Origin of the sequence: Xanthomonas euroxanthea (assembly GCF_903989455.1) — a bacterium.
In the GTDB taxonomy this organism is placed as follows: Bacteria; Pseudomonadota; Gammaproteobacteria; order Xanthomonadales; family Xanthomonadaceae; genus Xanthomonas; species Xanthomonas euroxanthea.
Map to the genome: position 1 here is coordinate 4,312,763 of NZ_LR861803.1, position 16,335 is coordinate 4,329,097.

At 69.5% G+C, this 16,335-nt stretch carries 15 protein-coding genes; 7 read left to right on the forward strand and 8 right to left on the reverse strand.

The features are described 5' to 3' along the window. Window positions 1-9 precede the first annotated feature (9 nt). The 3 genes from tsaC (at window position 10) to H7A86_RS18015 (ending at window position 2,091) form a co-directional block, all read left to right on the forward strand. A complete protein-coding gene (gene tsaC, locus H7A86_RS18005; protein WP_119131698.1) occupies window positions 10-573 on the forward strand; it encodes an L-threonylcarbamoyladenylate synthase type 1 TsaC in 564 nt (187 codons plus the stop codon). A gap of 88 nt (window positions 574-661) precedes the next feature. Beyond that, window positions 662-1,426 carry a DUF4124 domain-containing protein gene (locus tag H7A86_RS18010; RefSeq protein WP_119131697.1) on the forward strand — a complete coding sequence of 255 codons (765 nt, stop codon included), beginning with the start codon at window positions 662-664 and terminating at the stop codon, window positions 1,424-1,426. Continuing rightward, window positions 1,423-2,091 carry a DUF4124 domain-containing protein gene (locus H7A86_RS18015; protein ID WP_119128098.1) on the forward strand — a complete coding sequence of 223 codons (669 nt, stop codon included), beginning with the start codon at window positions 1,423-1,425 and terminating at the stop codon, window positions 2,089-2,091. The genes H7A86_RS18010 and H7A86_RS18015 overlap by 4 nt, the downstream gene beginning before the upstream one ends. Window positions 2,092-2,364: 273 nt before the next feature. Here the strand turns inward: H7A86_RS18015 and H7A86_RS18020 are convergent, their stop codons facing one another. Further along, window positions 2,365-3,141 carry an SDR family oxidoreductase gene (locus H7A86_RS18020; RefSeq protein ID WP_104650048.1) on the reverse strand — a complete coding sequence of 259 codons (777 nt, stop codon included), beginning with the start codon at window positions 3,139-3,141 and terminating at the stop codon, window positions 2,365-2,367. A 106-nt stretch (window positions 3,142-3,247) separates the two neighbouring features. Between H7A86_RS18020 and H7A86_RS18025 the strand changes: the two genes are divergently transcribed. Continuing rightward, window positions 3,248-3,463 carry a hypothetical protein gene (locus tag H7A86_RS18025; RefSeq protein WP_047127474.1) on the forward strand — a complete coding sequence of 72 codons (216 nt, stop codon included), beginning with the start codon at window positions 3,248-3,250 and terminating at the stop codon, window positions 3,461-3,463. Between the two features lie 259 nt (window positions 3,464-3,722). Here the strand turns inward: H7A86_RS18025 and sppA are convergent, their stop codons facing one another. From sppA to H7A86_RS18045, 4 genes are all read right to left on the reverse strand, one after another. Beyond that, window positions 3,723-5,624, reverse strand: a complete 1,902-nt coding sequence (gene sppA / locus H7A86_RS18030) for a signal peptide peptidase SppA (RefSeq protein WP_104650047.1) — start codon at window positions 5,622-5,624, stop codon at window positions 3,723-3,725. Window positions 5,625-5,708: 84 nt separating this feature from the next. After that, complete coding sequence (locus H7A86_RS18035; protein ID WP_119131696.1) at window positions 5,709-7,085, reverse strand: MATE family efflux transporter; 1,377 nt, start codon at window positions 7,083-7,085, stop codon at window positions 5,709-5,711. 388 nt (window positions 7,086-7,473) lie between these two features. Next, window positions 7,474-8,064 (reverse strand): DUF3106 domain-containing protein, encoded by a 591-nt coding sequence (locus H7A86_RS18040; protein WP_180707935.1) that lies wholly within the window; start codon window positions 8,062-8,064, stop codon window positions 7,474-7,476. Beyond that, complete coding sequence (locus H7A86_RS18045; RefSeq protein WP_119131695.1) at window positions 8,051-9,094, reverse strand: hypothetical protein; 1,044 nt, start codon at window positions 9,092-9,094, stop codon at window positions 8,051-8,053. Before H7A86_RS18045 ends, H7A86_RS18040 begins: the two co-directional genes overlap by 14 nt. A 469-nt stretch (window positions 9,095-9,563) precedes the next feature. Here H7A86_RS18045 and H7A86_RS18050 point away from each other — a divergent pair, with 469 nt between their 5' ends. Further along, window positions 9,564-11,786 (forward strand): primosomal protein N', encoded by a 2,223-nt coding sequence (locus H7A86_RS18050; protein ID WP_119131694.1) that lies wholly within the window; start codon window positions 9,564-9,566, stop codon window positions 11,784-11,786. Window positions 11,787-12,146: 360 nt separating this feature from the next. Here H7A86_RS18050 and H7A86_RS18055 read toward each other — a convergent pair whose 3' ends face one another. Genes H7A86_RS18055 through H7A86_RS18065 form a run of 3 tightly spaced genes read right to left on the reverse strand, consistent with a single transcriptional unit; the run spans window position 12,147 to window position 14,160 of the window. Next, window positions 12,147-12,809: a glutathione S-transferase family protein gene (locus H7A86_RS18055; protein WP_119131693.1), complete on the reverse strand. Its 663-nt coding sequence runs from the start codon at window positions 12,807-12,809 to the stop codon at window positions 12,147-12,149. Then, complete coding sequence (locus tag H7A86_RS18060) at window positions 12,806-13,636, reverse strand: NYN domain-containing protein (RefSeq protein WP_180707936.1); 831 nt, start codon at window positions 13,634-13,636, stop codon at window positions 12,806-12,808. The genes H7A86_RS18055 and H7A86_RS18060 overlap by 4 nt, the downstream gene beginning before the upstream one ends. Continuing rightward, the gene (locus tag H7A86_RS18065) at window positions 13,633-14,160 is read right to left on the reverse strand and encodes a hypothetical protein (protein ID WP_119128093.1); all 528 of its coding nucleotides are present in this window, start codon (window positions 14,158-14,160) and stop codon (window positions 13,633-13,635) included. Before H7A86_RS18065 ends, H7A86_RS18060 begins: the two co-directional genes overlap by 4 nt. A 118-nt stretch (window positions 14,161-14,278) precedes the next feature. On the opposite strand from H7A86_RS18065, the gene H7A86_RS18070 reads away from it, so the two are divergent. Further along, window positions 14,279-15,571, forward strand: a complete 1,293-nt coding sequence (locus H7A86_RS18070) for an NAD(P)/FAD-dependent oxidoreductase (RefSeq protein WP_115677795.1) — start codon at window positions 14,279-14,281, stop codon at window positions 15,569-15,571. Window positions 15,572-15,623: 52 nt separating this feature from the next. Next, window positions 15,624-16,238 (forward strand): trimeric intracellular cation channel family protein, encoded by a 615-nt coding sequence (locus H7A86_RS18075; RefSeq protein ID WP_104598890.1) that lies wholly within the window; start codon window positions 15,624-15,626, stop codon window positions 16,236-16,238. Window positions 16,239-16,335 lie beyond the last annotated feature (97 nt).

A 16,335-nucleotide genomic window follows, 5' to 3' on the forward strand; every position in this document is an offset into this window, starting at 1 on the left:
GGGCGCCGCATGCAGCACATGCTCAGCCTGGACAGCGCCGTCGCCACCCTGACCCAGGGCGGCGTGATCGCCTATCCCACCGAAGCGGTGTGGGGACTGGGCTGCGACCCGCGCCAGCAGGCTGCGGTGCTGCGGCTGCTGGAGATCAAGCGTCGTCCGGTCGACAAGGGCGTGATCGTGGTCGCTGCCAGCGTGGATGTGCTGCACCCGTGGGTGGATATGGACGCGCTGGCGCCGGCCCGCAGGCAGGAGGTGCTGGCCAGCTGGCCGGGGCCGCATACCTGGATCCTGCCGATCACCGCCCAGGCGCCACGCTGGGTGACCGGCACGCACGACGGGCTGGCGGTGCGCATCAGCGCGCATCCGGTGGTCGCCGCGCTCTGTGCGGCCTGGGGCGGCCCGTTGGTCTCCACCAGCGCCAACCTGGCCGGCGAACCACCCGCGCGCAGCCGCCAGGCGCTGGACCCGGCCCTGCTGGCCAGCATCGACGGGGTGATGGATGGCGAGGTGGGCGCGTTGGCGCAACCGACCCGGATCCGCGATGCCCGCAGCGGACATATCCTGCGCGACTGAGCAGTGACCACGCGCCGCCTGTCGGCGCGCCTGCCTGCACACCGCCCCCCCCTTTGCCCATAGCCCGGCAGACGCGCACACTGCGGCCATGCGTACCGTCCTGACCCTTCTGTTGCTGGCCACCACGCTGCCTGCGTCGGCGGCCAGCACCGCCAGCAAACCGGATCCGAATGTGCGGATCTACCGCTGCGTCAGCAGCACCGGCACCGTCGCCCTGCAGGATGCGCCGTGCAGCAGCGGGCGCCAGCAGGTAATGGACCTGCAGCGCCCGCAGGATCCACCGCCGCGACCGCAGCGCGCCGACGCCGCCCCGGCCGCCGTCGCCACGCAGCCGCCGCGCGAGGTGCGCATCATCACCGTGCAGCCGCCGCAGCCGATGTACGAGTGCACCACCGAAGAGGGCGAGCGCTATACCAGCGACAGCCCGGAAGGCAATCCGCGCTGGGTGCCGACCTGGGGCCCGGCCTATGTGGGCAATGGCATTGGCCCGCCGGTCAGCGGCGGCGGCATCCAGCGTCCGCCGATCTCGGTCAGCCCACGCCCGGCGGGCGCGGTGCAGGGAAGCTCCGGACGGGGGGGAAGCCTGCGCGGCAGCGCAAGCTTCGGAGGCGGCTACCACGGCGGTTACAACGGCGGCGGCCACGGCGGCACGGTGATCGTGCCCTACGGCAACGTGCAGATCCGCGACGAATGCCATGCCCTGCCCGAACAGGAAGTCTGCGCGCGCCTGGCCGACCGTCGCTGGGAACTGATCCGCCGCTACAACAACGCCCTGCAGAGCGAACGCCAGGATCTGAGCCGCGAGCAGCGCGGCATCGACGCGCGCCTGCAGCGCGACTGCGGCGGCGCATGAGGCGCTGGCTGTGGGTGGCACTGCTGGCGAGCGCCGAGTTGGCCAACGCACAGGAAGTGGCGATCTACCGTTGCACCGATCCGGCCGGCGCGCTCACCGTGCAGAACATGCCATGCCCGAAAGGCATGCAGCAGCAGAAGAAGCTGATGACGGTACCGGCCGCAGTGCCGTTCACGCAGGGTGGATCGGGCGCAGCAGCGCCGGCGCGTACAGCGCCCGCTGCGCAGCCGCAGGCCACCCCCAAGACCGAGGCCCCTGCCTCCGCCCCGGCTGCGACGCCAGCACCGGTGGCAGCGACGCCACCTGCCGCGCCCTCGACATCCACGCTGCCACCGCCGCCCCTGTTCGAATGCACCGCGCACGACAACGGGCGCTATTTCACCGAAGACCGCGAGCCGGCCACGCGCTGCCTGCCGATGCAGACCACCAACCTGGCCGGCGGGCCGGCGACCGGCGGCGGCAGCGCCTGCGAGGTGGTCACCGATCGCTGCGCACCGGTGCCGGACCAGCGCCTGTGCGAGGCCTGGCGCCAGCGTGCCGAGCAGGCCGAATCCACCTGGCGTTTCTCCGACGAGGCACAATCGGCCGAGCGCAAGCAGCGCTACGTGCAGATGCGCCGGGTGCTGGACGAAAGCCGCTGCGCGCATCCATCCGCCACGCCGTGATGCCGGCAGCGGCGCTCCGGCGCAGGTCAGTCGGTGTACCGGCACCGCGCTGACCGGGCTGATTCTTCAAGCCACCGACAACCGTCACCATCACCAGTTGGCAGGCGCGGTGCATTGCGCCGCGGCACAACCGGGCCTCGCTGTCGCCTGCCTAGCGTGCAGGCGCGGCTGGCAAAAACCTAGAGGAGTGGCGCGCCGACGGGCCGGCGCATGTCTGCGCATCTTCCGATGCCATGCATGGGCACTGTCCGCGTGACCATGCATGCAGACGTGTCAGAACCCGTAGCGCAGGAAGCCGCCATCCACTGCGATGCATTCGCCGGTGATGTAGCTGGCTGCCGGCAGGCAGAGGAAGCCGACGGCGGCGGCCACTTCTTCCGGTTCGCCGATGCGGCGCATCGGGGTGCGTTCGATGACCTGCTCGTAGTAATCCGGGTCCGACAACGGCCCGGAGGTGCGACGGGTGCGGATGTACCACGGTGCCACCGCGTTGACGCGGATGCCGTCCTCGGCCCATTCCACCGCCAGGTTGCGGGTCATCTGCTGCAACGCGGCCTTGGTCATGCCGTACGGCGCGCCGCTGCGCACATGGGTGATGCCGGAGACGCTGCCGACATTGACGATCGCCGATGCTGCGTGGCGGGTCAGCAACGGGTGCGCATAACGCGACAACTCGAACGCGGCGAACACGTTGGTTTCGAAGATGCCGCGCCATTGGTCCTCGGTGTAATCGATCGCCGCGCGGGTGATGTTGCCGCCGGCATTGTTGATCAGCAGATGCAGGCCATCGGCGTGGTCTTCCACCCAGTCCAGAATCGCGCGACGCTCTTCATCGTCGGCCACATCGGCGGCCAGCCCGTGCAGCTCGCGCTCGGGAAATTCCTCGGCCAATTCGTCGCGTGCCTGCGCCAGGGCATCGGCATCGCGCGCCACCATCAGCAGATCCGCGCCGAAGCCCAGCAATTCGCGCGCGATGGCAAAGCCAATGCCGGCGCTGGCACCGGTGATGAGCGCGGTCTGTCCATCCAGCCGCCAACGATGGGTTGTCACGTGGGTGATCCTCTTTCAAGACGCAGGAAACGGCCGCCGCAGCGCAGTTGACGCGCAACGATGGCCCCGGCGTTAGGATACCGCCACCCCGAGCGAGGTCACGACGATGAAACGGCATTGGATTCTTGCCACCAGCCTGATGCTGCTGCTGGGCGCGTGTCAGCGACCGCAACCTGCGCCCACCGAGCAGAAGCCCGAGCCACAGGCCACTGCCCTGCGCGACCACATCCAGCAGCCGTTGAACAAGGCACATGCGGTGCAGGCAGCAAGCGACCAGGCCGCAGACGATCAACGCAAGGCGATCGACGCGGCCACGCAGTAACCGAAGCCTGCTGCCTGACATGCGCGCGTTTGTGTCCAGGCAGCAATGCACGTGCGCGCAGGCGATTGCGCGCCAGGCGAGCAGTGCACCTGTGCGCACGGCCAACACGCATAAGTTCGCTCGACCGTGGCGCCATGCGTTCTGCCATCTGTCTTTTGCGTCGTTGGCGCGCCCGCATCGCGGCGTCGCCTGAGCGCTGACACGACAACGCCGGCACGTGGCCGGCGTTGTCGATCCCTCACGCTGGCATCGTGCCGCGTCAGAACCCGCAGAAGCAGTACGCCAGCGACTTGACCGGGGTGCCGCCCGCCTTGCTGTCGTGCACGGCGTCTTCGACGAAGCGCAGCTGCGTGTCCACTTCCGGCAGCGAGCGCGCCAGCAATGCACGTGCCATGCCCGAATCGCCCAGCATCCAGGCACCCATGCGGCTGCCGGCAAATCCGCTCATGAACTGCGAGAACGGCGTGGCCGGCTTTTCCACGTAGCGCACGCGGAACTTGCCGCGGCTCAGCTTGGCGCGGTTGGCCGCATCGGCCACCGCTTCGGACATGCCGCCGAACGCGTCCACCAGACCATGCTGCCTGGCCTGCGCACCGCTCCACACACGGCCGCGTGCGACCTTGTCGATGGCGTCCACCGACTGGTGGCGCGCCTGCGCCACCTTGCCGGTGAAGTCGGCGTAGCCCTTGTTGATCACCGCCTGGATCACCTGGCCGGCAGCCGGGTCCAGCGGACGGGTGATGTCGAAGGCGCCGGCAAACCGCGTGGTGCCCACGCCATCGGTGTGCACGCCGATCTTGTCCAGCGCGCGGGTCAGGTTGGGCACCATGCCGAAGATGCCGATCGAGCCGCTGATGGTCGACGGGTCGGCATAGATGCGATCGGCATTCATGCTGATCCAGTAGCCGCCCGAGGCGGCCAGATCGCCCATCGACACCACCACCGGCTTGCCGGACTGCTTGAGCGCGACCACCTCGCGGCGAATCTGCTCGGAGGCAAACACCTCGCCGCCGGGCGAATCCACGCGTAGCACCACCGCCTTGACCTCGTCGTCGTCGCGCGCCTGGCGCAGCAACGCGGCGGTGGACTCGCCACCGATGCGGCCGGCCGGCTGCTCGCCGCCGCTGATCTCGCCGGCGGCCACCACCACGGCCACCTGCGGGCGGCTGTCCATCGCCGAACGCTGCGCCTGCAGCTGGCTCAGATAGTCGTTGAAGCCGATGTTGCGGAAGCCGCTGTCGGCATCGCTGTCGGCCACGCCGCGCTTGGTCAGCAGCGCATCGACTTCCTCGCGGGTCTTGAGCCCGTCGACCAGCTTCTGCTGCAGCGCGAACTTGGCCAGGTCGCCACCGGCGGCGGTCACGCCCTCGGGCAGGGTGTCGATGCCGGCGCTCAGCTGCGCCGGGCTGAGCTTGCGTGCGGTGCCGACATCGGCCAGGTAGCGCTGCCAGACGTCGTTCATCCAGAACAGGTCCGCTTCCTTGGCGTCGGCCGACGCGGCATCGAGGATGTACGGCTCGGCGGCGGACTTGTACTCGCCCACACGGAACAGATGCACGTCCACGCCGAGCTTGTCCTGCAGGCCTTCGCGGAAGTACTGCCGGTAGCGGCCAAGTCCTTCCAGCAGCACGCTGCCCATCGGGTCGAGATAGACCTCGTTGGCCTGCGCGGCCAGCAGGTACTGGCCCTGGCTCATGCTCTCGCTGAAGGCGACGATCTGCTTGCCGGAGGTGCGCAGCTTCTGCAGCGCCGCGGCCACTTCGCGCTGTGAGGCGAAACCGGCCGGCTGGAACTTGTCCAGGTTCAACACCACCCGCTCGATCTTGCGGTCCTTGCCGGCCGCCTCGATCACCCGCACCAGATCGCGCAGCTGCACTTCCTCGGCGCTCTTGTCGCCGACCGCCTTGGCCAGCGAGCGGCTCACCGGATCGGCACTGAACTGCTCGACCAGCGTGCCCTCGGGGTTGATCACCAGGGTGGTGCGCTCGGCCAGCGGCTTGGTGCCGTCGCCCCGCGCGATCGCCACCACGAACAGCAGCAGCATCAGGAACAGAAAACCGAAGAACACCAGGTTGAAGATCAGGCGCCGGGTGAAATTCATCACATCCCAAAGGCCGACGAAGAAACTGGCGATGGGACTGCGACGCACGGGGTGGTTCATGGAAAACTCCGTCGAAAGACGCTGCATGCAATTCAATGGTGTCCAGCATACCGGCTGCGTGGCGCGCGCGGCATGCGCTGGAAGTCAGGGGGTCGTGCCGGCAGTCAGTCGCCGGCTGGTGTGCCGGAAGCGCAAGCCCATCAGGACCGACGCCACGGTCAGGCCCAGGATCAGGCCGATCCACATGCCTTGCGGGCCCCAGCCCAGCCCCAGGCCGAGCCCGGCGCCGATCGGCATGCCGACACCCCAGTACGAGAACATCGCCAGGAACATCGGCACGCGGGTGTCCTTGAGCCCGCGCAGCGCGCCGCTGGACAGCACCTGGATGCCATCGGGAAACTGGAACGTGGCGGCAAACAGCAGCAGCACCGAGGCCAGCGCCGCCACCGCCACGTCATCGGTATAGACGCTCACGATGGCATCGTGGCCCAGCAACAGCACGCTGGCCGACAAGGCCTGGGTGCCCAGCACGATGGCGTAGCCGGCCCAGGCCGCGCGCCGCATGCCGAGCGGATCGCCGCGCCCGACCGCATGCCCGACCCGCACGGTGGTGGCCTCGGCCACGCCCATCGGAATCATGAAACACAGCTGCGCGACGTTGATCGCAATCTGGTGCGCGGCCGCTTCGGTGGAGCCGAGCCGGCCGATCAACAGGGCGGTGACGATGAACAGGCCGCCCTCCATCAGCACGGTGATGCCGATCGGCAGACCGGTGCGCAACAGGTCGCCAATCGCGCGCCAGCGCGGCCCCTCGAGATGGGCGAACAACTGCAGATGCGCAAAGCGACGCGAGCGCCACAGATACAGCGCAAACACGCTGGCCTGCACCCACATGGTGATCGCCGAGGCCATGCCCAGGCCTTGCGCACCATGCTCGGCGAAGCCGAATCTGCCATAGGTCAATGCATAGCCCAGCGGCGCCAGCACCAGCAGGCCGCCAAAGCCCAGCAGCATGGTCGGCAGGGTCCAGTGCATGCCCTCGCTGAGGTAGCGCATGCAGAAGTAGAACGTCAGCGCCGGCCCGCCCCAGCGCACCGCGTGCAGGAAGTCGGTTGCGCCCGGCACGATGTCCGGCGCAATCCCGAAGGTGGGCAGCAGCGGCGGCACCGCGCTCAGGAACGCGAACATCACCGCACCCAGTCCCAGCGACAGCCACAGGGCCTGGCGGAACAGCGGGCCGATCTCGTGCTCGCGGCCGGCACCGCGCAGCTGCGAGACCGAGGCGGTCAACGAGATCAGCGTGCCGATCGGCACCAGCATCGGCAGCCACAGCAGCGAGGTGCCGATGGTGACCGCCGCCAGCGTGGCGGTGCCGTGGTGGCCGGCGATGACGTTGTCGACAAACCCGATCAGGCCGGTGGAGACGTGGCCGAGCACCAGCGGCAATGCGAGCAGGCCGGTGGTGCGCACTTCCGCGGCGAAGCGCGGCGCCGCGGAAGTGGGTGCAGAAGAGACAGACATGAAAACCGATCGCTGCGCGGACTACGGCCGTGCCGGGAGGCGCTGGCACCGGGTCGCGTGGGGCCGCTATCTTACCCGGACTTCCGGGATGGGCAGTTGGGTCGCCGGAATGACCACGCCAGGCCGGGAACACGCGGGGCGGCAGATGCGCCGCGTCAGGCGGCCGTGATGGCTGGTCCCCGGGCCCGGATGCCCAGGGAACGAGCGGAGTCGATGTCCTGCGGCGTGACGATCGCCCCCTGGGCCACTGCACTGCCGAAGACGGCAGCCCTGCATGCCCTCCACGCCGTGTCCGCCTCGGTGCGCGGCATCGAGGATGGACACCGGGCACGCGTGGAGACGATGCCAGCGCGGGGCTGGTGCACCGGCGCCGTCCCGCCGCTGCCGCTTAGCGCGCCAGCTGGCGCTTCAACCAGGCGCTGCGCGTTGCCGGTGCCTGCGCAAGCAGGGCGTCGCGCAGGGCATCGCGCTCCTGCGGCGGCGTGCGTTGTGCCAGCACCGCCAACTGCTCCAGCTGCCCGGCATCCAGGCTGCGCAGCGCCGCCAGCAACGTGTCGCGCTGCGCTGGCGGCACATAGCCGATCAAGGGCTGCAATTGCGGATAGAACGCGCCCAGCTGCGAACCCAGGCGCCAGCCATCGCGATGCAGGCGATCCATCGCGGTGAACTGCGTGCGCAGCGCGCGCTGCTGGTCGTCGGGCAAGCCATGCAGACGCTCGCGTGCCTGCCGCACTACTACCCGGTCGGTGGCGGTGAGTCCCTTCCAGGCCGCATAGCGGGCGCGCAACTCGGACCGCTGCGCAGGCGTCAATGCGTCCCAGCGCGCGCGTTGCTGCGCGGCGCTCGGGGTTGCGGGCGTGGAGGCCGCGGGCGCCGGCGCGCGCGCGCTGCCTTCTTCCAACGGCGCCGGCAGGGTTTGCGCCACGGCCATGCCGACCGCGGCCAACGCCAGCAGGCCGCACCACTTAATTGTCGGCATCGACGGTCTCCAGGGCGGCGGCGGCAGGCTGGGCGGTGGCGGCAGTGGCATGCGCGCCGGATTCGTCGGCCGGCACCGGATGCCCGGCCGCGTACCAGGCGTAGAAATCGGCCGAACGCGCCAGTTCCAGGTCCGGGTCGGCCAGCATCGCCTGGTCGCGCGGATCCAGGCCGGGGTTTGCCACCGCGTCCGGCAGGTCGGCGCCGGGAAGGTCTTCCACCAGCACCGGCGCGGCATCGGTGACGTGCAGCACGCCGGCCGGGGCCTGCGAGACCGGCTCGGGCGGCAGCGCCGGCCGGCGATGCGTCCACCACCAGCCCAGCGCCGCGAGCAGCAGCGCCAATGCCAGCACAGCCAGCACGATGCCGGCGTGGCGGCGGTCGATCCGTGGCCAATGCCACTGGCGGGCAGGCCGGGCGCGCGGAGCGGCCGGGCGCCGCGCCTCGGCAGCGGCAGCCACGGGCGCGGCCGCGGCAGGCTGCAACGGCATGCCGGCCAGGGCCGACTCGCGCAGCTGTGCCAGCCGGCTCACCTGGGCCGGGCCGAGGTCGCGCAACTCCTGCTGCGCCGCCTCGGCCAGCACCCGCCAGGCCTGCGCGTCCGGGTTGCCGGCCGCATCGCGCGGGCAGGCGCGGGCCAGGGACTGCCGATAGGCCCCCACCTCGATGCCTTGCACCTCGCTGGCGGGTTCTTCTTCCAGCCCGGCCACGATACGCAGCAGGAGCGCCAGGCGGTCGGTGGTCTGCATCCGCCCCAGTGCGGTGAACGGAGGCAACCAGGTCCCCGGCATGGGCTCGCGTCGCAGCGGCGGGGCGGTTGCCAGCAGGCTCCAGAAGCGCATCGGCCAGCCGGCCATCGGGCGACCCGCCGCCTGGCTGCTGAACGCCCGCAACGCAGCCGCCAAGGCCCGCTCGGCCGCCGCGCCATCGCCACATTGCAGTTGTGCGAGCACCAGACCCCGGCGTTCGACACCGCGCAAAAACGCTGACAACGCGGCAGGGGTGACAGGGGCGTCGGGGACTACGGTCATGAGAACTCCAGCATCGGCCGGCATGATACCGACGCAATCGGCCCCCGCCGATGGCTTGACAGATCGACCCGGCTACGCTGCGCTCCGGTGCCGCCGACCGCCGTCATCGACGCGGGTTGTGCACAGCGGCAGACATGCCGATACGCAGGCGTCTGTCAACTGTTGATTTTTCTTTGTTGCATTCGTGTTTCACGCCTAAGTGATTGATCCTGATAGCTTTAAGCCGATTGGCTAAAAAATGTCCAACAGGTTGCAGAGGCTAGTGAATCCGCCTTCACAGCGTGGAGCACGAGACTAATTCACAGGCTTATCCACAGGCAGTGTGGATAAACCCGTTTCCTTAACCCTCACATAGGTTTACGTCGGATTTATCACTTCGGTCACACAAACACGTCGTAAGCCCGCGCACCGATCCGGCGGCATCGGCAGGCCCGTGCCGAGTACTGGACAGGGTCGGTAGACTGGCCGGATGTCCTCGACCGTCGCCACCCTGCGCGTCGCCCTGCCGGTGCCGCTGCCCCAACTGTTCGACTATCTGCCCCCGGCCGAGGCCCCACTGACCGACCCGGCGCGGGTCGGCTGCCGGGTGCGGGTGCCGTTCGGGCCACGCGAGCTGGTCGGGGTGGTGGTGGAGATCGGGCAGTTGGCCTCCGCCGAGGGGCTGCGCGCGGCGCTGGCATGGTGCGACGACGCCCCGCTGCTGGTCGACGAGCTGGCCCGTTCACTGCAATGGCTGGCGCGCTATACCCATGCACCGCTGGGCGAGGCCCAGGCCAGCGCCCTGCCCGGCCCGCTGCGCCGCGGCGAGCCGCTGGCCGAGACCCATGCCTGGGCCTGGCAACTGACCGAGGCCGGACGCACCGGCGCCGCCAGCCTGCGCGCCGGCAGCCGCCCCGCCTTGCTGGCCGCCCTGCTGCTGCCCGGTGCGCTGGGCGAAGAACAGCTGGACCCGTTGCTGCCGCAATGGCGCGAGGCCGCACGCAGCCTGGCCAAACGCGACTATGCCGCGCGCGTGGCGGTGCCGGCCGACAGCATCCCGCCCCGCCCCGGCAGCGGCCCGCAGCTCAACGACGAACAACAGGCCGCCGCCGACGCCATCCGTGCGCAGCGCGGATTTGCCACCTATTTGCTCGACGGCGTCACCGGCAGCGGCAAGACCGAGGTCTACCTGCAGGCAATCGCCGACTGCCTGGCGGCCGGTCGCCAGGCGCTGGTGCTGGTGCCGGAGATTGGCCTGACCCCGCAGACGCTGGGCCGCTTCCGCGCCCGCCTGGGCGTGCCGGTGCACGCGCTGCATTCGGGGCTGTCCGATGGCGAGCGCGCGCGGGTGTGGGCGGCAGCCTGGCGCGGCGAAGCCAAGCTGATCGTCGGCACGCGCTCGGCGGTGTTCACCCCGCTGCCCAATGCCGGGCTGATCGTGATCGACGAAGAACACGACGGCAGCTACAAGCAGCAGGACGGCATCCGCTATCACGCCCGCGACTTCGCGCTGGTGCGCGGCAAGGCGCTGGATGTGCCGGTGGTCCTGGGCAGCGCCACGCCGTCGCTGGAAAGCCTGCACAACGCCTATTCCGGCCGCTACCAGCATCTGCGCCTGTCGCGCCGGGCCGGCGAGGCGCGTCCGCCACGCGTGCGCGTGCTCGACGTGCGCAAGCGCCCGCTCAAGGACGGCCTGTCGCCGGAAGTGCTGGCCGGCATTGGCGCCACCCTGGCGCGCGGCGAGCAGGTGCTGGTGTTCAAGAACCGCCGCGGCTATGCGCCGGTGCTGCTATGCCACGACTGCGGCTGGACCGCCGCCTGCCAACGCTGCAGCACGCCGCTGCACCAGACCCCGATGACCGTGCACGCCGGCGGTCGGCGCCTGCAATGCCACCACTGCGGCGCGCGCCAGCCCGCACCGCTGGCCTGCCCGGCCTGCGGCAGTCTGGCGCTGCAGCCGCAAGGCATCGGCACCGAGCGGCTGGAAGAACGCCTGACCGAGGCGTTCCCGGACTTTCCGGTGGTGCGCATCGACCGCAGCACCACCCAGCGCCGCGACGCGCTGGAAACCCAGCTGGCGCGCCTGGGCAGCGCCGCCGGCATCCTGGTCGGCACCCAGATCCTGGCCAAGGGCCACGACCTGCCACGGCTGACCATGGTGGTGGTGGTCGGCATCGACGAAGGCCTGTTCTCGGCCGACTTCCGTGCCGCCGAGAAACTCTCCCAGCAGCTGATCCAGGTGGCCGGACGCGCCGGACGCGCCGACCGTCCCGGCGAGGTCTGGCTGCAAACCCACCACCCCGAACATCCCTTGCTGCAGACCCTGGTCAACGGCGGCTACCACGCCTTTGCCGATGCCGAACTGCAGCAGCGCCAGGCTGCGGGATTTCCGCCATTCGCGCATCTGGCGCTGTTCCGCGCCGAAGCCAAGGATGTGGCAGCGGCCAACCAGTTCCTGCTGGCGGTGCGTGGCCTGACCACGGCGGATACCACCACGCAGTCGCCCGCGTTTGCCGCAGTGGAATGCTACGGCCCGATGCCGGCACCGATGCCGCGCCGCGCCGGTTTCCAGCGCACCCAGTTGCTATTGTCCGCGCAACAGCGTTCGGCGCTGCATCGTCTGCTGGACGCGCAGCTGCCGGCGATCCATGCGCTACCGCAGGCGCGGCGCGTGCGCTGGTCGCTGGATGTGGATCCGATCGATCTGTACTAGTGCCGGCGTATCGCGCACCGCGCTGCCACCAGACTCACGTTCTAGCCAATGCGCCCACGCTCCGTAGGAGCGCACCCGGGTGCGATGTGGCGTTACCGGCAATGCCGTCGCGCCCAGGTGCGCTCCTACACACAACGCGAGGCCAGCAAGCCGCGCGGTGGGATCGTGCGTTGTAGGAGCGCACCCGGGCGCGACGCGGCGTTACCGGCAATGCCGTCGCGCCCGGGTGCGCTCCTACAGGCAACGTGAGCTGCCGGAACGCGCAGTGCACGAGGCCGACTGCCTTGCAGCAGCGTGTGAGGTCGGCGGCACGCGTGCTGCCTGCCATGCACCGCGCTGGCTTGCGCGCAGGCCCGACACTCAGGTCAGCGCGGTCATCACGCCACGCTGGTAGGCAGGCCGCGCGCGCAAGCGCTGATACCACGCCTGCAGATGCGGCAGCGCGGGGCGCTCGATCGGCATTTCGAACCAGGCGTAGATGAAGCTGCCGAGCGGGATATCGCCCATCGCAAATTGCGCGCCGGACAGATACGGCTGCTGCGCCAGGGCTGCATCGGCGCGTGCCAGCAGTTCGCCCGAGCGCGTCAGCGCCGCGGCGATGCGCGCAGGATCACGCTCGGCCTCCGGTGTGCGCAGCACGCCCCAGAACAAGTCGCGAAACACGCCGGCAAACGTCGAGGTGGTCCAGTCCATCCAGCGATCGCCCAGCGCGCGTTCGGCCGGCGCCTGCGGATACAGGGCCGGCGCATATTGCGCGGCCAGGTAACGCACGATCGCGTTGGACTCCCACAGCACCAATTCGCCATCCTGCAGCGTCGGCACCAGGCCGTTGGGATTCAACGCGCGATAGGCGGGCGTGTCGTTATGACCAAACGCACCGCCGACTTCGATCGAGGTATACGACAGCCCGGCTTCTTCGGCGCACCACAGCACCTTGCGCACATTGCTGGAATTACGCCGCCCCCATAGCGTGATCGGGCCGTTCCCTGCAGCCGATGGCGTTGCAGCCTCAGCCATGGTCATTTCCCCGCTGCCGGCTTGGGCGTGGTGCGCGCCGGGCGCTTTGTGGAAGTCGCCTGCGTGGCGAGAGCGGCCGCTGGCTGCGCTGTTTTCGCCCGCCCGCCCTTGGGCGCATCGCGCACCCACAGGGCCTGCTCGTCCTGCTTGATGTCGAACAGGCCGATCGCGCGCACCAGGTCGCTGAGTTTGCGATAGCCGTAGTTGCGTGGGTCGAACGAGGCCTGGTTGGCCACCTGCTTGCCCACCGCACCCAGATGCGCCCAGCCATCGTCTTCGCAGGCACTGTCGATCGCATTGCGCAGCATCTGCACCAGCCGGGTGTCGCCGCGCAGCGCGGTGGCGTCCTTGCGGCCGGCGGCGGTGTCGCTGGCCGCTGCCGCCTGCTCGCCCAGCGCTTCGACATAGGTGAACTTGGAACAGGCATTGACGAACGGCGCCGGGGTTTTCTTTTCGCCGAAGCCATACACCTTCATGCCATCGGTGAGCAGCCGCATCACCAGCGGAGTGAAGTCCGCATCGCTGGAGACGATCGCAAAACCATCCAGGTTGCGCGCAGACAACAGGTCCATCGCATCGATCACCATCGCCATGTCCGAGGCGTTCTTGCCCGAGCTGTAGGCAAATTGCTGGATCGGCCGGATCGCATATTCGTGCAGCGCCGCTTCCCAGTTCTTCAGGTGCGGGCTCTTCCAGTTGCCGTAGGCGCGGCGCACGTTGGCCACGCCATAGCGCGCCACTTCGGCCAGCACCACGTCGATCTTGCCGGCCGGCGCGTTGTCGGCATCGATCAGCAGGGCGATGCGTTTGTCGGGATTGTCGATCATGGTCATTCCTCGAAGGTGTCGGCAGAGTCGGTGTCGCTGGCGGTGTCGCTTGCGTCGTCCGTTTCGGTGGCGTCGGCATCGGCCGATGGCAGCGTGTATTGGCTGCCATCGTGCATGGTCAGCACGCCATCGCTCAGGATCTCGCGCTCGGCCCCGCCGCTGACCCAGGTGGCATGCACGCGGCCGCGGCCGCGATCGCCTTCCACGGTGAACACGAAATCGTCGGCGCCCGGCGCCAGACCGGTGCGCACCAGATCCACCCGCATCGTGTGGATCCGGCCGATCTGTTCCTGCACCACCGCATCGTCCTGCAGTGCGGCGCGTGCCTGATCGGCGAACAGCGACCAGCCGAAGACGATCAGCCAGCCCAGCGCGCCCAGCACCACCATGCCGAACAGCACCACGCAGGCCCCCAGCCCGATCAGCCCGATCGTGACGCCACTGACCTGCTTTCCGGGCGTCCGCGCGGCAGCCGCTGCCATCGCGGGCGAAGAAGGTGGTGGTGGCAACGGTGGGGGTAATGCCGGCATGCGGTCACCAGGTCGATGAGATGCGACATGATGCCGCAGGCGAGACGCCTTCAGGCGTCATGTTCATTGCCGATGCGGCATGCTGATGCGCCCGCGTCGCATTCCATCAGACCTGACGATGACTACTTCCCCCTCCCAAGCTCCGCTGCACCTGGTGGTGGTCGGTGGCGGTTTTGCCGGCTTATGGGCCACCCGCGCGCTCGACGATCCCGGCATCCGCATTACGCTGATCGACCGCCAGAACCACCATTTGTTCCAGCCGCTGTTGTATCAGGTCGCCACCGCCGGCCTGTCGGCACCGGATATTGCCGCGCCGCTGCGCCACATCCTGCGCGAACAGCGCAACGTCGAGGTGCTGCTCGGCGACGTTGCCGAAATCGCACCGGCCCGCCGCGAAGTGGTGCTCGCCGATGGCAACGCGCTCGGCTACGACATGCTGCTGCTGGCCACCGGCGCCACCCATGCCTACTTCGGCAACGATCAATGGGCCGAGCACGCGCCCGGCCTGAAGACGCTGTACGACGCGCTGGTGTTGCGGCGCAAGTTGCTGCTCGCCTTCGAGCGTGCCGAAGCCGAATCCGACCCGGCCGCACGCGCGGCCTGGCTGAGTTTTGCCGTGGTCGGCGGCGGCCCGACCGGTGTCGAGCTGGCCGGCACGCTGGCCGAAATCGCCCGCCACACGCTCAAGAACGAGTTCCGCCATATCGACCCGCAGCAGGCGCGCGTGCGCCTGGTCGAAGCCGGCCCACGCGTGCTGCCCTCGTTCCCGGACGATCTCACCGCCAAGGCGCGCAAGCAGCTCGAGCGCCTGGGGGTGGAAGTGCACACCGGGACGCCGGTCACGCATATCGATGCGCTGGGCTACCAGTTGGGCGACACCTTCGTGCCTGCACGCACGGTGGTGTGGGCCGCCGGCGTGGCCGCATCGCCGCTGGCGCGCACGCTCGGCGTGCCGCTGGACCGCGCCGGCCGCGTGCTGGTGCAGCCGGACCTGAGCGTGCCCGGCCACCCGGAGATCTTTGTCGGCGGCGACCTGGCCGCGGTCCAGCAGGACGGCCGCCCGGTGCCGGGCGTGGCACCGGCGGCAAAGCAGATGGGCAAGCACATCGCCAAGGCGATCCGCGCCCGCCATCGCGGCCAGCCTGCACCGGCCTTCCGCTATCAGGACTACGGCAACCTGGCCACGATCGGCCGCATGGCCGCCATCGTGCATGTCGGCAAGCTCAAGCTCTCCGGCATCGTGGCCTGGTGGTTCTGGCTGGCCGCGCACGTGTACTTCCTGATCGGCTTCCGCAACCGCTTCGTGGTGCTGGTGAACTGGGCGATGGCGTACTGGAGCTACCAGCGTGCCGCGCGCATCATTTTCGGCGGCGCCACCGACGACCCGCCGCCCAGCAGCAAGGACGGATGACAGCGCCACGGGCCGTACGCGATGCTGTGCGGCCTGATGCGACGGTCTGATCGTGGCCACTCTCCTGTTCCTGCTGGATCTGCTCGGTACCTTCGTGTTCGCCCTCAGCGGCGCCACCGTGGCGGTGCGCAATCGCCTGGATCTGTTCGGCGTGCTGGTGCTGTCGTGCGCGGCGGCGGTGTCCGGCGGCATCGTGCGCGATGTGCTGATCGGCGCCACCCCGCCAGCGGCGCTGGTGCATCCGCAGTACCTGCTGGTCGCCTGCCTGGCCGGCGTGGCTGGTTTCTACTGGCATGCGGCGGTGGAGCGGCTGCGCAACCCGGTGCAGCTGTTCGACGCGGCCGGGCTGGCGCTGTTTGCGGTCTACGGCACCAGCAAGGCGCTCGACTACCAGCTCAGCCCGCTCAGCGCGACCTTGCTGGGCATGCTCAGCGGCATCGGCGGCGGCATCGCCCGCGATCTGCTGGTGGCGCGTACGCCGGTGGTGCTGCAAGCCGAGCTGTACGCCGTCGCCGCGCTGGCCGGCGGCGGCCTGGTCGCGATCGGGCACGTGCTCGCGGTGCCACAGGCCTGGTCGCTGGCGACCGGCGCGCTGGTCTGTTTCGGGCTGCGTTTCATGGCCATCCGCTACGGCTGGCACCTGCCGGTGGCGCGCCTGCCGGAATAGCGCGGGCGGCCGCAGTGCGTGGTCGATCAGCAGTGGATAGCCCAGCGTCTTCGCACGCGACGTATCGCCAGCACCACACATGCAAACGGCCCGGAAG

Bases quoted from the DNA above. Each gene is read 5' to 3' on its own strand.
- tsaC (WP_119131698.1), top strand. From the start codon at position 10: ATGCAGCACATGCTCAGCCTGGACAGCGCCGTCGCCACCCTGACCCAG.
- H7A86_RS18010 (WP_119131697.1), top strand. From the start codon at position 662: ATGCGTACCGTCCTGACCCTTCTGTTGCTGGCCACCACGCTGCCTGCG.
- H7A86_RS18065 (WP_119128093.1), bottom strand. From the start codon at position 14,160: ATGCCGGCATTACCCCCACCGTTGCCACCACCACCTTCTTCGCCCGCG.
- H7A86_RS18055 (WP_119131693.1), bottom strand. From the start codon at position 12,809: ATGACCATGGCTGAGGCTGCAACGCCATCGGCTGCAGGGAACGGCCCG.
- H7A86_RS18015 (WP_119128098.1), top strand. From the start codon at position 1,423: ATGAGGCGCTGGCTGTGGGTGGCACTGCTGGCGAGCGCCGAGTTGGCC.
- H7A86_RS18025 (WP_047127474.1), top strand. From the start codon at position 3,248: ATGAAACGGCATTGGATTCTTGCCACCAGCCTGATGCTGCTGCTGGGC.
- H7A86_RS18050 (WP_119131694.1), top strand. From the start codon at position 9,564: ATGTCCTCGACCGTCGCCACCCTGCGCGTCGCCCTGCCGGTGCCGCTG.
- H7A86_RS18040 (WP_180707935.1), bottom strand. From the start codon at position 8,064: ATGCCGACAATTAAGTGGTGCGGCCTGCTGGCGTTGGCCGCGGTCGGC.
- sppA (WP_104650047.1), bottom strand. From the start codon at position 5,624: ATGAACCACCCCGTGCGTCGCAGTCCCATCGCCAGTTTCTTCGTCGGC.
- H7A86_RS18070 (WP_115677795.1), top strand. From the start codon at position 14,279: ATGACTACTTCCCCCTCCCAAGCTCCGCTGCACCTGGTGGTGGTCGGT.
- H7A86_RS18060 (WP_180707936.1), bottom strand. From the start codon at position 13,636: ATGACCATGATCGACAATCCCGACAAACGCATCGCCCTGCTGATCGAT.
- H7A86_RS18045 (WP_119131695.1), bottom strand. From the start codon at position 9,094: ATGACCGTAGTCCCCGACGCCCCTGTCACCCCTGCCGCGTTGTCAGCG.
- H7A86_RS18035 (WP_119131696.1), bottom strand. From the start codon at position 7,085: ATGTCTGTCTCTTCTGCACCCACTTCCGCGGCGCCGCGCTTCGCCGCG.